The sequence below is a fragment of the Thiomicrorhabdus sp. zzn3 genome (assembly GCF_029767755.1).
Lineage (GTDB): Bacteria > Pseudomonadota > Gammaproteobacteria > Thiomicrospirales > Thiomicrospiraceae > Thiomicrorhabdus.
Genome location: NZ_JARUQS010000001.1, coordinates 691,910 through 706,629, shown reverse-complemented (window position 1 = coordinate 706,629; position 14,720 = coordinate 691,910). Strand labels below are relative to the sequence as shown.

Below are 14,720 nucleotides of genomic sequence, written 5' to 3'. Positions count from 1 at the left end.
GCCATCGGTTAAAAACCAGTGGCCGAGGCAAGAAAAGGCTTGAACCTCTCCTCTATCGGCAAAGAATCATTCAAGCCTCACTTTTACAACCCGGCTTTCCAGCAACATTCGAACACCCAGATATGAAACACCCTCTACGCATTGCCGTACTGATTTCCGGCAACGGTTCCAATTTACAAGCCATCATTGATCATCAGCAGCGGCATGCGGATCTGTATGAGATTGTGTTGGTGCTTTCGAACCGTGCGGATGCCTATGGTCTGCAACGCGCGCAAAACGCCGGAATTGAATGTTGTGTTGTAGAGCACCAGCTCTACGAAGACCGCGTCAGCTTTGATTCTGAACTGCAAAAACAAATTGACCAAAGACAGGTCGACCTTGTGGTGTTGGCTGGGTTTATGCGTATTCTCAGCGATGGCTTTACCGAGCACTATTTGGGCAGAATGCTCAATATCCATCCTTCGCTACTGCCTAAACACCCGGGATTGAACACACATCAAAAAGCCATTGACGCGGGAGACCGCTACCATGGTTTAAGCGTCCATTTCGTCACACCGGAACTGGATGGCGGACCGGTTATTTTGCAAGCCAAAGTGGCGATCGAAGCGCAAGAAGGGGCTGACACCCTGCAGCAGAAAGTGCATCAAAAGGAACACCTTGCTTATCCTTTGGTTATACAATGGTTTGCAGAAGAAAAATTGCGTTTTAAAAACGGCCAGGCCTGGTATCAAAACCAACCGCTTAACGAACCACTACAGCTGGAATCACTTCCTGAAGAGGCCACGGTTCAATAACGCCCCGCCGAAACAATCGGCAAATTGAAAGCCAACGGGCTTAGGTTAGCTTAACGGAGTTTAATATGCACCTTCCTTCCCTCTTTCGGCACATTCAACTCACTTTAATGGCTGTATCCATTCTGGCTCTACCCGATTATGCTTTCGCCAAACCGCTGCCCCAGTTCCAAGCTCGATTTGAAGTCGATGCCTTTGGCATCAAGCTCGGCACCTCGGAGCAGGAACTGAAATGTATAGAAGCCCACTGCACTTTGACGGCTACCGCCAAACCCAGTGGTTTGGCGAGTCTGTTTGTCAACGAACAAACCGAAGAAATCATTCATCTGCAGCAATCGGATACCGATTTTATTTGGCAAAGCTATCAGAAAACCACATTCAAGAAAGGCAACGTCAGCAAAACCGTACGTTTTATTGCCACTGACGACAACCAGGTTCACTACGTCGAGAAAGACCGTTTCTGGCCGCACAATCCCAATGTATTTGACATGGTCTCCATTGCGTATGCCCTGCAATTTTATCTACTGAACCAAAAACCACTCACTGGCTTTCACCTGCAAGATACCGGCAGCCAGGACGCTGTCACCATCCAGGCGTTGAACGGCAAAAGCCGCATCGATCTGGCCGACATGGAAACCACCGTGGAAGCCCAGGGGTTGGCTTTTGAAACTCCAAAAGCCAAAATAAAAATCTGGCTGTTACCTGCATATGACTACTTCCCGGGACGGATTGAGGTTTATAATATTGAAAAAGACAAAACCATCACTTTATTACTAGAAGAACCTCCGAAAACATTATGAAACTGAGCGATCGCGACATTATCCAGCACCTTAAGGTAGGCAAAATAACCATTGACCCCCAACCCAAACCGGAAAAAATCAAAGGCATCAGTGTTGATTTACGCCTGGATAATCGTTTTCGCGTGTTCAATGACCACACCGCCCCATTTATCGATTTGAGCGGACCGCGTGACGAAGTGCAAAAAATCATGGACACCGTCATGGGAGAAGAGATTTTGATTCCGGAAGGGGAAGCCTTCTTCCTGCACCCCGGCGAGTTAGCCTTGGCCGCGACCTATGAATCGGTGACGATTCCGGATGATTTAGTCGGCTGGCTAGACGGGCGTTCCAGCTTGGCGCGTTTGGGGCTTATGGTTCATGTAACGGCGCATCGTATTGACCCAGGCTGGAACGGCCAAATTGTGCTGGAAATTTTTAACAGTGGGAAGCTGCCTTTAGCACTGCGTCCGGGCATGGATATCTGCGCGATTAACTTCGAAACCCTTTCCAGCGCCTCGGTCAAACCGTACAACAAACGCGCCGACGCGAAATACCGTGATCAGCAAGGCCCGATTGCCAGCCGGATCAACCAAGACCAGAAAGACGAAGCTCAGCTCGACCTGCTGGGCGAGTAACCCAGCTTGAATTGAACAGGCCTGTTCACTTAACGCGAACCGGCCTGCTTCCCTTATTGCTCACAGCTCTCTTCAAAATATATCCGGCTCATTTTTACCCGCCCAATTCTCTTTTTACTTTACATTTTACGTTTTTGTCCGATAATTGCCCTTAATTGCACTAATGCCGTTTGACGGTTCAAAAGCCCGTTCAAACCGGGCGAAAAAAGTGGCCTAAAAACCCTCTTCACCCTCAAGTTTTAGGGAATCTAATAGGTAATCCGATATGAACATTGGCTTTATGATTGCTGACTGGGATCAGATCGATCCGACCAAAAACTCCACCATCCTAATTATTCGCGAATGCATTAAGCGCGGCCACAAGGTATCCATCTTGAGCCCGCGAAATTTGACGGTACGCAACAACGTCGCATACGGTTACGTGAAACGCATTGAGCCGATGGATAAAGTACCTGACAACATCGTGCATTTTTACAAGAAGGTCAAATTCAAGCAGGCATTGTCGCCGCTGCACGGATTGGACAGTTTGATGATTCGCCGAGATCCGCCAATTGATCCGATCACGTTCAACTTTTTGGATTCCATCAAGGATGAGTGTGTGATTCTGAACGATATCGACGGGATCCGTAAAGCCAATAACAAGCTTTACACCACGACTTTCAACGATCCGAACAACAGCTTCCTGCCGATCACCTATGTCTCTAAAAACAAGGAATTTATCCGCCAGATCATCGATGAAATGCCTGGCGACAAAGTCATTCTAAAACCGCTGGTCGGCTCCGGCGGCCACGGCGTGATCGTTTTGGAGAAAAATGCCCAGTCGAACATCAACTCGATTCTCGATTTTTATATCCACGGTCAAGGTGACGACAACTACATCATCATTCAAGAGTATATTGAAGGGGCCGAACATGGCGATGTGCGCGTCTTGATGCTAAACGGCAAGTTCATTGGCGCCTACAATCGCAAACCGCCTGAAGGCGATGTGCGCGCCAATATCCAAGTTGGGGGCACCGCGCATAAATACAAAATGACCGATTCTCAAATGGCGGTGTGTCGAAAAATCGGCCCTCGCCTCGCTGCCGACGGTCTCTACTTTGTCGGCGTCGACATGATCGGTGACAAGATTCTGGAAGTAAACGTCCTTAACCCGGGCGGCATCAGCAATATCAACAAACTGGATAAAAAGAAACTGCAAATTCCGGTGGTCGATTTTATTGAAGAAAAGGTTCACGAAAAAGAAGAAAAACGCGCGGAACTGGAATATTTACTGAAACGTTTAAGCGATTTCCGCCAATCCGAACTGTAAAACTCTACCCACCTTTTTGACGAGTGGAGACCGATTCCACTCGTCCATTCACACCATTTAGGACCCCTTGCATGAACTTCAAGAACCAGGCTGTTTCAGTCTTGACCCCGCTGTTAATCGGCTTATTCATCCAGACGGCACAGGCCGAAAATATGGCACCGATGAAGACGCCGCAGATGCAACAAATGATTCATCAGATGCACAAAATGCAGCAATGCCTACAAGAAGTGGATGAAATGGCGCTGCATCGATATGAAGAAAAGATTAATGCATTAGAAAGTGAGCTGCGCCAACTCTGTAAAGCGGGTAAAGAAGCTCAAGCGCAACAGAAAGCGATGGCATTTGCACATGAACTGGATGCGTCGCAAACCTTTCAACAAATTGAGGCATGCAGTGCGGAAATGCGCCACAGCGGTTTTATGCCGCCGGCCCCTCTGACGTTGGAAAACATCGCTCAGGATCAAGACGACCCCATTTGTCGTCACTACCGCTGAACAGGCGTGGCATTGACATCACCAGGCCTGCTTAGTTTTCAACCGGCCCGGTGGTGAATAATCAGCGCCCTATTCGGTCGGTCTCAAAAACAATTGATAGCCCGGGTTATCCTGCTCGTTAGCGTAGCGGTAACCTAGATTCTTCAGATAAACTTCAAAGTCGGCACTCTGTTCAGGCGGAACCTGTACTCCCACCAAGACGCGTCCGTAAGCGGCGCCGTGGTTCCGGTAATGGAACAAGCTGATATTCCACTCTTCGCTCATTTGCGTCAAAAATTGCAACAAGGCCCCCGGTCTTTCCGGAAATTCAAAACGGTACAGCAATTCATTGTGAACCCCTTTAGCGTGCCCACCGACCATATAGCGTAAGTGTAGCTTGGCCATTTCATTGTCAGTCATGTCTTCAACCGCATAGCCATGCTCAACCAACTGCGTCTTGATTGCCTGACGTTCCGCCTGTCCGCCTTCGGTACGCACCCCGACAAACACCACCGCACTGTTTGGATCGGAGTATCGGTAGTTGAATTCGGTAATGGCGCGACGACCGCCCAACAACTCGCAAAACTGTTTGAAGCTTCCCGGCTGCTCGGAAATGGTCACTGCAAAAATCGCTTCACGCTTTTCACCGAGTTCCGTACGCTCGGAAATATGACGCAAACGGTCAAAATTCATGTTGGCGCCGCTGACAATTGCCGCCATTTCCAAGCCGGAAACCCCGTACTTCTCAACAAACCTCTTCATTCCGGCCAAAGCGACCGCACCGGCCGGTTCGGCGATCGCACGGGTGTCTTCAAAAATGTCTTTGACCGCAGCACAGATTTCATCGGTCTTGACCGTGATCATCTCATCCACACAACTCTGCGCGATACGGAACGGGATCTCACCTACCTGAGCAACGGCCACGCCATCGGCGAAAATCCCAACCTGATCAAGCACGACACGCTCACCCGCTTCCAAAGCTCGCGTCATACAGGCCGCATCTTCCGGTTCCACGCCGATAATACGTGTCTGCGGAGAGACCTGTTTAATCACCGACGCGATCCCGGAAATGAGTCCGCCGCCGCCAACAGCAATAAAAATGACATCAAATGGGTGGGAGTGCTGACGCAACATTTCCAACGCGATCGTTCCTTGCCCGGCAATCACATCCAAATCATCATAAGGATGCACAAAAGTCAGACGCTGCTCTTCAGACAATTTTTTGGCAAAGGCCGAAGCTTCGTCATAGGTGTCGCCGTGCAGTTCAACATGACCGCCCAGGTTACGCACCGCATTGACTTTAATCGGTGGCGTGGTTCTAGGCATGACAATCGTGGCCTTAATGCCCATTTTACTGGCCGCCAACGCCACACCCTGGGCATGATTACCCGCTGAAGCAGCAATCACTCCGGCCGCCTTCTGCTCTTCGCTCAAATGCACCATCCGGTTATAGGCGCCGCGCAACTTAAATGAGAAAACCGGTTGCAGATCTTCACGCTTTAACCAAACCTGATTCTGTAAGCGTTTTGACAGCAAAGGGGCTTTCTCTAAAGGCGTCTGTTCCGCCACATCATAAACGGGAACGGTGAGCACACGGCGCAAAATTTCTTCTGGCATCAATTCTTCTCTATCCATCTTGTGCCCCCTTAATACAAAGGGGTTAACGGCAATAATTATTGGAAACTGCGGGCCATTATAACACTGCTATTCAACCCTGCTCACCCATCTCAAGAGTTACTGAAATAACCCAGTAAAGCTTTGGCAGGGAAATTTTATTTTCGATCAAAAAATTGAGCGCCATTAAGTAACCATACTTTCTCAATACTTTATATAGACTCCCTCAATTTTGTCGTTTTTCCATTCAATCTATCTCAAGGATTGTATTCAAAAGGATTCCGTAAAATACGCAGCAAATAACAACAATACAAAGATATTTTAAGGCTAAAGGATTTCCCCTATGTTCCCTCGTAAAAAACTGGCTGTGGCCATTTTAACTTCTTTTGGAGCCCCTTCCCTTGCACTGGCAACCGAAATTGCCCCGATCACAGTAAGCGAAGAGCGCTTAACCGCTTCGGAAACGGTAGAAAAAGAAGAACTGATCCAAACCGGTAATACCGAAACCGGACAAGTACTACGTCAACTCAATGGCGTTGATGCAGTGCGCATGGGGGGACATGGGCTTGACGTGGTGATTCGCGGCCAGCAAAACACGCAAATCAATGTGATTCTGGACGGTGCCGAAATCGCCGGAGGCTGCCCAAATCGCATGGACCCTCCGACCTCTTACGCTGACATCAACAGCTATGATGAAGTGACGGTGATCAAGGGAGTGCAAACCCTGGAGCACGGAGCTGGCGGAACCGGCGGGACGGTCATTTTTGAGCGTTCCTCTCCTACTTTCGAAGACGGCAAACCTTTGAATGGTGAGATCAGTGCCGCAACGGCATCAAACGGCTTAACACAAGACCTTAACGCTAAGGTAGAGGCTGGCAGCGACAAGTTCTATGTCGTCCTGCAGGGTTCAAAAAAATCGGCCGAAAACTATGAAGACGGCAATGGAGACGAAGTGCGCTCCAGTTACGAAAGCCAACAAGGTCATATCGATTTAGGCTGGCGCCCGGATGCCAATAACGAATTCAAATTCTCTTACGAGACCAGCCGTACTGAAGACGCACTGTATGAAGATGCGATGATGGATGCCCCGCTGTCTGACGGCGAAATCAAGCGCCTAAGCTATCAAGGCAAAAACCTGGCGAAAAACCTTCAAGCGCTTGAAGTGGAAATCTATCAATCCACGGTTGAGCACGTCATGAACAACTTCGAACTCAGGGAACCGCCGATTAAAATGGGAATGCCAATGCGCATGGAAACCCTGTCGGATACGGAAACCACGGGAGGCAAAATCAAATTGACCAGTCAGTTTGGTCATACCTCTTTGGACTATGGTGTGATTCTGCAGTCGGAAGTTAAGAATGCGACCCTTTACAACCGCAACAACGATCTTTCAGCCCACTTGATGTGGCCGGATGTATTGACCGAACAGAACAGTGTGTTTGCTGAAAGCACTTCGTTATTCAAAGATAACCAGAAAGTGATTCTTGGCCTACGCTATGACCAAGTCACCGCAGAGGCGCGTAAAGCGGACGTTAAACCCGACAACCCGGATTCTCCGACAGCCATTGCACTTTACACCATGAATTACGCCGACTACTCTGGCGATACGAAAGTGCAAGAAGGCAATTGGAACCTATTGGCCCGTTATGAACGAGGTTACGATAACGGGCTTAACAGTCATATCGGTATCAGCCGTACTACGCGTACTGCCGACGCAACCGAACGCTTTATCAACAAAGGCAATTGGATCGGTAACCCAGACCTGAACCCTGAAGTTCACAAACAATTGGATGCCGGAATCAGCCAAAGCACACAAAACTATCAATGGAGCGTGAGCGCCTTCTACGACCAGGTGGATGACTATATTCTAAGAACCAAAGACGCCAGCGGTACGAAAGTGATTTACCTTAACAAGGACGCCGCGCTCTACGGACTGGAAATGGCGGCCACTTATTTTGCCAACGACCATGTCAGAACCGGTCTTAATGTTGCGTTGACGCGTGGCGACAACACCACTGACAAAGACAACCTTGCGGGCATGACCCCTTTATCGGGTAATGTGTTTGCCGAGTACTACACCGCCAACCTGTACGCAGGTGGTCGTTTTAACTTTGCGACAGAGCAGGATTCGGTTTACGACGTGATTGGCGAAACCGAAACGCCAGCCTGGAGCACCGTGGATCTGTATGCGGGCTACCATGTCAATAAAACCTTTACACTGTCGGCCGGTGTCGATAATCTGTTTGACCATGCTTACTACAGCCACATTAACCGTTACGACCCAACCCAAGGTGATATTTACAAAACCTACGAACCCGGTCGTAATGTCTGGGCCCGTGTCTCAGCACAGTTTTAATCTAAAGCGACCCGGTTAACCTCAACACCGCCTGTGGAATTTTCCTACGGCGGTTTTTGAGTTTAAAATTCGGGTAAAACGGACGAAGATCACGTCCACTAAAGGTGACTTATGAAAACCAAAACCATTCTCGGCATAGTCCTGCTTGGTGCCTTGATCGGTGCGGCCTTGTTTCTGATTCCAGGCAAACTGAATCATCATGCGGAACAGCGGGCCAAACTGATTAGTGAGAATGAACCGCAAGGCGGTGACTTCACCTTGACCGCTGTAGATGGTCAACACTCACTAAGCGACTTTAAGAGCAAACTGGTACTGATCTATTTCGGTTACACCTATTGTCCGGATATTTGCCCGACCAACCTTGGAAACCTATCGGTTGCGTATCGTCAGCTAACACCTTCCGAAAAACAGCAACTGCAAATCCTGTTTATTTCCGTTGATCCGGAACGAGATACTCCGGCCAGACTCAAGCAGTATGCCGACTATTTTGAGGCCAACATTCTGGGCTTAACCGGCAAACCGGAACAGTTAGCTGAAATCGCCCAACGCTATGGTGTGGTCTACGCCAAGGTTGACGATCCCAATAACGGCACCAATTATGCAGTGGACCATTCCGCCTTTACCTACGTGGTGGATCAACAAGGACGCTTACAAACTCAGTTGCCGCATGCCACCCGCCCTGATCAGTTTGTAAAAACCATTCGTCACTATTTAAACAAGGTTGCACCCAACACGAATGAATAATCGTTAAACAACCAGGCCTGGTTACTTTTTTAATTTTCAAACCCAAAAGGAATCGATAATGTCTCTAAAAACTCATTTGAGCGCTCTTATTTTTGGCGGCCTGACCGCCTTGTCTGCTTTTAGTGCACAAGCCGATCAGGCAGAACACATTGATGTCAGCAACGCTTATGCTCGCGAAGTGCCTCCAGGCGCTCCAGCCAGCGCGAGCTTTATGACACTGGACAACCTCAGTGACGAAGAAATTAAGATTGTTGCCGCCGATTCAGACGTGGCCAAAGTAGTCGAATTGCATACCCACACTAACGACAACGGGGTGATGCGCATGCGTCAGATTCCAGCGATCAGCATTCCCGCTAACGGCCAAACCGTATTAAAGCCAGGTGGACTGCACATTATGTTGATCGGCCCAAAACAACCGTTGAAAAACGGACAAACCGTCAGCGTGGACTTGAAATTCGAAGATGGTAGCCATAAAACGGTCTCGATGCCGGTAAAATCTCTAAAAGGCATGGGCACGATGCAACATATGCATTAATCGGAGTTTAAGGGAAAAACACGCCAATTTTTCCAGCAAACCCTTGACTCTTTCTTAGGCATTTTCGCCCCTGGCGGCAAAAACTGGATTTTTGCCTCCAAAACGCGTTAGACTATGAGGCCTTTTCGGCTTCACATAACCGAAAACCATAATAAAAATAGGTAGTTAGATGAAAAAGTTCGTACATCATACTGGTTTGGGCGTAATGATTTCCGCCCTCTGTTTTGGCAGTGTTCAAGCAAGCGAAACCGATCTGCACAAAATGAACAGCTTGGATCTGTGTGTCGCCTACTCCACCCTAGAAACGGAAGCGGACAAACAGGCCTATTTTAAAGAACTTGATCAACGTGGCCAGCTCAGCCATCAAGACCACGCACGTTTGGCGAAAAAAGAAGTCGGCACCAGCTCGACCATGTGCGGCATGTATATGGCACTGGGCAAACCCCTGGCGGAACAATCTCGTCAGATCCGCCCGATGACCTTTAAGGCCGTTCACGTCTATCCGGATATGTACTATGTATCACAGTCCGGCATGATTGTCGCCGCTTACGAACGCAAAGAAGGCACGATGCCGCCAAAACTGGTGGCAGACAAGCCGCAAGTGGAAGCCCCACCGGTTTTATATAGCCACCCTAAATAATCTCGATTCGTTTCCTACCTGATTAACAGGCCTGTTCGCCTTGGTGAGCGGCCTGAATTCATTGTCTCCCTCCGGCGCTATACAACGGACCGTAGATTGATTACAATTACCGGTCAGAAAAAAATCAATACCAAATAATAAGACAGAGAAGAGAATGTCATGACACAAGATGAATTGAAACAAAAAGTTGCCCAAGCTGCGATCGAATACGTGGTTCCAGATACCATTATCGGTGTCGGCACAGGTTCAACCGCCAACTTCTTTATTGATGAACTGGCCAAAATCAAAGGATCGATCGAAGGCGCGGTTGCAAGCTCAGAAGCGACGGCAGAACGTCTGAAAGGTCATGGTATCCCGGTTTTGGATCTGAACAGTGTCGCGGAAATATCGGTTTACATTGACGGCGCTGACGAAGCGGATCCGGGCCTGCACTTAGTCAAAGGCGGTGGTGGTGCGCTAACGCGTGAAAAAATCGTATTAGCCGTCGCGAAAAAGTTCGTCTGCATTGCCGACGAAAGTAAAAAAGTCGACGTATTGGGGAAATTCCCTCTGCCGATCGAAGTCATTCCTATGGCCCGTAGCTATGTCGCACGTGAAGTGGTTAAGCGTTTCGGTGGTGAGCCGGTATTACGTGAAGGGTTTACGACCGACAACGGCAATGTCATCTTGGATATTCATGGTTTGGAAATCACCGACCCGGTTGCGATGGAAACGGAATTGAACAGCATTGTCGGCGTGGTGACTAACGGTTTGTTCGCGGCCCGCAAAGCCGATGTATTCCTATGCGGCACACTTAATGGCGTGGAAACGATTACCGCAGAGTAATTTCGGGGGAATCCCCCACAAAAAGTGAACAGGCCTGGTAAGCGGCCTGTTACATTGGCCGCATTCCAGGATGCTAAAGCGCGGTCTTTTTTACCCGTTTTTCTATTTATTCGATTCGGTTTATTCAAACCTAATAAATAAGCGAATACCACTCATGAATAATCTCGGCAGCAAACTTTTTGGCTTATTGGTCATTGTCCTTCTGGGCGCCCTGCTTTACTTTACCGTCTTCTCTGACGGCCTCGGTAAAGCCCCGGATGTTACCGTCAAGAACCCCCAAGGACAAAGCATCAATCTGAGCCAACCGAAAAAACCGGTATTGGTTAATTTTTGGGCCACCTCCTGTCCCGGCTGCATTGCAGAAATGCCCCACCTGGCACAAATGAAAAACGCCCTTGGTGACCGTTTCGAACTGGTGGCCGTTTCCATGCAATATGACCCGGCCGACCAGGTACAAAAGTTTATTGAAACCAACCCTTATCCGTTTATTTTTGTCAAAGACAGTGACGGTAAAATTGCCCAGGCATTTGGCGAAGTATTGTTGACTCCAACCAGTTTCCTGATCGCTCCCAACGGCAATATCGTCTACCGCCAGGTGGGTGAAGTTCAGTTTGACCTGGTGACCGAGCGCATCAAACAAATGAGCCCGCAACTTTAGGCGTTGCCTCTTATCCCGATAAAAGCATAAAGGAATCCCAATGAGCAGATCCCACGACCTATTCCAAGCCGCCCAGCAACACATTCCGGGCGGCGTAAATTCGCCAGTGCGTGCTTTTAAAGGCGTCGGCGGCGATCCGGTCTTTTTCAAATCCGCCAAAGGCGCCTATCTGGTTGATGAGGACGACAACAGTTATATCGACTATGTCGCGTCTTGGGGTCCGGCCATTTTAGGTCACGCTCATCCTGAAGTGATTAAAGCGGTACAGGAAAAAGCGGAATCCGGGCTTTCTTTCGGGGCGCCAACTCAAATCGAAACCACCATGGCAGATTTGGTTTGCGACTTGATTCCATCCATGGATATGGTACGTATGGTAAGCTCGGGTACCGAGGCGACCATGACCGCGATTCGTTTGGCACGCGGCTATACCGGACGCGACAAAATCGTGAAGTTCGAGGGATGTTACCACGGTCACTCTGATTCGTTGCTGGTTAAAGCCGGTTCCGGTGCACTGACATTGGGCGTGCCTTCTTCACCGGGTGTACCGGCCGCACTGGCCGAAGAAACCCTGACTCTGACTCACAACGATGCCGACGAAGTACGCAAAGTATTTGCTGAAATCGGCGATCAAATCGCCTGCATCATCGTCGAACCGGTTGCTGGCAACATGAACTGCATTCCGCCGGAAGACGGTTTCCTGCAAACCCTGCGTGAAGTATGCGATGAGCATGGCAGCGTCCTCATTTTCGATGAAGTGATGTGCGGTTTTCGTGTGGGTCTGCAGGGCGCGCAAGGCCGTTACCAGGTCACCCCGGACCTGACCACCTTCGGTAAGGTCATCGGCGGCGGCATGCCGGTGGGGGCCTTCGGCGGAAAACGCGAAGTCATGGAACACATCGCCCCACTGGGTCCAGTCTATCAGGCGGGGACTTTGTCGGGGAACCCGATTGCGATGGCGGCGGGACTGAAAACGTTGGAACTGATCAGCGAACCCGGTTTCTTTGAAGCGCTGGAAGCCAAAACCACACGCCTGGTTGAAGGCTTACAGGCGGCGGCAGACGAAGCCGGCATTCCATTCACCACCAACCAGGTCGGCGCCATGTTCGGCTTTTTCTTCAGTGAAGAGAAAAACATCCGTCGTTACGCACAAGTGGCAAAAGGAGATATGGAGCGCTTTAAGGCCTTCTACCATGGAATGTTGGATGAAGGGGTTTATCTAGCGCCTTCGGCTTTTGAAGCCGGCTTTGTCTCCGCTGCGCATACCGATGCCGATATCGATGCCACCATCGAAGCCGCACGTCGTGTCATGGCCAAGCTCTGATCGCTTGTAACTGACAGAGTAAGGAACAAGGCGCTTTCTAAGCGCCTTTTTAATTGGTATTGTCTGACTGCTTTTCCGACCCGCTGTTATATGAAACACACACCTGAACAAATCGTCTGCCTTTTCAACAACCTATTCCTCCCCACTTACAACACCGAACTGATTTGTTGCGAGGAAGAACCGATTTATCGCCCAGCGGATGCCTCCCATCCACACCACCGCATTATCTTTGCCCACGGCTTTTTTGCCAGTGCGCTGCACGAAATCGCTCACTGGTGCGTCGCCGGCAAAGAACGGCGTCTGCTGGAAGATTTCGGCTATTGGTATGAACCGGACGGACGCAGCGCCGAACGTCAGGCAGAATTTGAAAGGGTTGAGGTCAAACCACAGGCTCTGGAGTGGATCTTCTCTCAATCCGCCAACTTCCGCTTTCATTTCAGCGCCGACAATCTGGCGCTGAATAACCAGCCATCTGCACACTTTAAACAGGCGGTCTTAGAACAGGTGCACGATTACCTGACCACCGGCCTGCCCAAACGCGCCCAAATGTGGTCAGAGGCTCTGATTGCCCATTACCGCCCTCAAAAACCGCTTAAAATTCAAGAATTTAACCAGCTTCCTGATTAGTACCCCTGCCTAGAACCTTAAGCCGAATGGCTCGGCCATCACACTCCAAATCCTAAGCGATTAGGGTGGTATTTGAATTTCATCCCTGCTAAGCTAAATCCGAAGAATTCGCGAATGGTTTCCATACGGAAACGGCAATTCCATTTCCTAGCCACTTGCAACGCAGCAATGGTCTTTGCCGGCCTTGCGGTTTTTGGAATGATCGAACCATGGAGAAGAGTGTCATGACAAGCATCAATATTGGCATCACCGAAGAGCACCGTCTCAAAATCGCCGAAGGACTTAAGCGTCTATTGGCCGATTCCTATACCCTTTACGTACAAACCCATAACTTTCATTGGAATGTGACCGGTCCGCAATTCCGTGAGCTCCATCTGATGTTTGAAGAGCACTATACCGAACTGGCCGTTGCAGTGGATGATATTGCCGAGCGCATTCGCACATTGGATGTCGCCGCACCCGGTACTTTTAAGGAATTTGAACGTTTAAGTGCGATCAAACAGGCCGAAGGGGTTCCTCCCGCTACTGAAATGGTGGACCTGCTGACCGAAGCACATGAACAGGTGATTCGCACTTGCCGTGAAGTGCTAAAACTGGCCCAAGAAGGTGAAGACGAATCGACCACGGCCCTGGTTTCGGATCGCATGCGCGTCCATGAAAAGACCGCATGGATGTTGCGTGCAACTCGCAAATAATCGCATCTAACCGAACTAAGGCAAGGCAGCGATCAGCACTTCCCTTGCCTCACAAATGGCTCGGAAACGTTGCGCATCTCCCCCTTTATCGGGGTGGTGACGCTGACAGAGGTGGCGGAATCGCACATTGACGCTTTCAGCGCTAACCGCTTCCTCTTGTGACAGATCGAGGGTATTCAAGGCTTGCTGAATCGATTGTTCACGGCTTCGCCCGTTCACCTCAAAACGTCCTTTGTCATCCATACGTTCCCAAAACGCATCCAAAAGCGCAATCACATCCGCTTGCTGAGTGTTTAAAAACTCATCATAATCCAGATAATAGCTTTTTAACGGATCTTGTTGGATCAGGCCTGCCGTGTGTTGGGATGCCTCTGCATTCGCTTCGCTTTCTGCCCCCTCCCTCTTATCGGTTTCAGATTGCAAATAAATACCCAAAGTATGAATGTGCAATCGGCCTTGTCCCGCTTTCAGCCACTGATCCTGCAAACGGTAAAGTACATGAAACAACAAGAAGTGGGAACGAAACATCTCCAGAGAATCCAAATTGGGAGTAAACTCAGGAAAGATCCTATCTGCAACTACCTGCTCTTCATCCTGCCCACTTAAAACCTTCATTAACTGGTATTCTGTCCAGCGCCTACCGGACCCTAACAGTTGCCACAAACTGTCTTCAAGCTGCGGTGAAATGGGTGGCAGAGGGTTTTGAGACACAGCGTTT

At 49.5% G+C, this 14,720-nt stretch carries 16 protein-coding genes; 14 read left to right on the top strand and 2 right to left on the bottom strand.

Annotation, left to right across the window (positions count from 1 at the left end):
- Positions 1-122 precede the first annotated feature (122 nt).
- The 5 genes from purN (at position 123) to QCB44_RS03215 (ending at position 4,008) form a co-directional block, all read left to right on the top strand.
- Positions 123-794, top strand: coding sequence for a phosphoribosylglycinamide formyltransferase (gene purN / locus QCB44_RS03235; protein WP_279407893.1), 672 nt, complete (start codon positions 123-125; stop codon positions 792-794).
- Positions 795-859: 65 nt separating this feature from the next.
- Positions 860-1,591, top strand: coding sequence for a DUF3108 domain-containing protein (locus QCB44_RS03230; RefSeq protein WP_279407892.1), 732 nt, complete (start codon positions 860-862; stop codon positions 1,589-1,591).
- The gene (gene dcd, locus QCB44_RS03225) at positions 1,588-2,205 is read left to right on the top strand and encodes a dCTP deaminase (protein WP_279407891.1); all 618 of its coding nucleotides are present in this window, start codon (positions 1,588-1,590) and stop codon (positions 2,203-2,205) included. Before QCB44_RS03230 ends, dcd begins: the two co-directional genes overlap by 4 nt.
- A 265-nt stretch (positions 2,206-2,470) precedes the next feature.
- Positions 2,471-3,514 (top strand): glutathione synthase, encoded by a 1,044-nt coding sequence (gene gshB / locus QCB44_RS03220; RefSeq protein WP_279407890.1) that lies wholly within the window; start codon positions 2,471-2,473, stop codon positions 3,512-3,514.
- 71 nt (positions 3,515-3,585) lie between these two features.
- Positions 3,586-4,008 (top strand): hypothetical protein, encoded by a 423-nt coding sequence (locus QCB44_RS03215; RefSeq protein ID WP_279407889.1) that lies wholly within the window; start codon positions 3,586-3,588, stop codon positions 4,006-4,008.
- Between the two features lie 69 nt (positions 4,009-4,077).
- On the opposite strand, the gene ilvA is transcribed toward QCB44_RS03215, so the two are convergent.
- Positions 4,078-5,604, bottom strand: a complete 1,527-nt coding sequence (gene ilvA, locus QCB44_RS03210) for a threonine ammonia-lyase, biosynthetic (RefSeq protein WP_279409181.1) — start codon at positions 5,602-5,604, stop codon at positions 4,078-4,080.
- Positions 5,605-5,944: 340 nt separating this feature from the next.
- Here ilvA and QCB44_RS03205 point away from each other — a divergent pair, with 340 nt between their 5' ends.
- The 9 genes from QCB44_RS03205 to QCB44_RS03165 all read left to right on the top strand — a co-directional run bounded on the left by QCB44_RS03205 (position 5,945) and on the right by QCB44_RS03165 (position 14,002).
- Positions 5,945-7,957: a TonB-dependent receptor gene (locus tag QCB44_RS03205; protein WP_279407888.1), complete on the top strand. Its 2,013-nt coding sequence runs from the start codon at positions 5,945-5,947 to the stop codon at positions 7,955-7,957.
- 111 nt (positions 7,958-8,068) lie between these two features.
- Positions 8,069-8,701, top strand: a complete 633-nt coding sequence (locus QCB44_RS03200; RefSeq protein WP_279407887.1) for an SCO family protein — start codon at positions 8,069-8,071, stop codon at positions 8,699-8,701.
- A gap of 58 nt (positions 8,702-8,759) precedes the next feature.
- Positions 8,760-9,236: a copper chaperone PCu(A)C gene (locus tag QCB44_RS03195; RefSeq protein ID WP_279407886.1), complete on the top strand. Its 477-nt coding sequence runs from the start codon at positions 8,760-8,762 to the stop codon at positions 9,234-9,236.
- 169 nt (positions 9,237-9,405) lie between these two features.
- A complete protein-coding gene (locus QCB44_RS03190; RefSeq protein ID WP_279407885.1) occupies positions 9,406-9,876 on the top strand; it encodes a hypothetical protein in 471 nt (156 codons plus the stop codon).
- Positions 9,877-10,035: 159 nt separating this feature from the next.
- Entirely contained in the window at positions 10,036-10,701 is a 666-nt protein-coding gene (gene rpiA / locus QCB44_RS03185) for a ribose-5-phosphate isomerase RpiA (protein ID WP_279407884.1), read from the top strand.
- Positions 10,702-10,855: 154 nt separating this feature from the next.
- Positions 10,856-11,359: a TlpA disulfide reductase family protein gene (locus QCB44_RS03180; RefSeq protein ID WP_279407883.1), complete on the top strand. Its 504-nt coding sequence runs from the start codon at positions 10,856-10,858 to the stop codon at positions 11,357-11,359.
- A 40-nt stretch (positions 11,360-11,399) separates the two neighbouring features.
- A complete protein-coding gene (gene hemL, locus QCB44_RS03175; protein ID WP_279407882.1) occupies positions 11,400-12,680 on the top strand; it encodes a glutamate-1-semialdehyde 2,1-aminomutase in 1,281 nt (426 codons plus the stop codon).
- 90 nt (positions 12,681-12,770) lie between these two features.
- Positions 12,771-13,307 carry an elongation factor P hydroxylase gene (locus QCB44_RS03170; protein WP_279407881.1) on the top strand — a complete coding sequence of 179 codons (537 nt, stop codon included), beginning with the start codon at positions 12,771-12,773 and terminating at the stop codon, positions 13,305-13,307.
- Between the two features lie 224 nt (positions 13,308-13,531).
- Positions 13,532-14,002 carry a DNA starvation/stationary phase protection protein gene (locus QCB44_RS03165; protein WP_279407880.1) on the top strand — a complete coding sequence of 157 codons (471 nt, stop codon included), beginning with the start codon at positions 13,532-13,534 and terminating at the stop codon, positions 14,000-14,002.
- 15 nt (positions 14,003-14,017) lie between these two features.
- On the opposite strand, the gene QCB44_RS03160 is transcribed toward QCB44_RS03165, so the two are convergent.
- Entirely contained in the window at positions 14,018-14,713 is a 696-nt protein-coding gene (locus QCB44_RS03160) for a DNA-J related domain-containing protein (RefSeq protein ID WP_279407879.1), read from the bottom strand.
- Positions 14,714-14,720 lie beyond the last annotated feature (7 nt).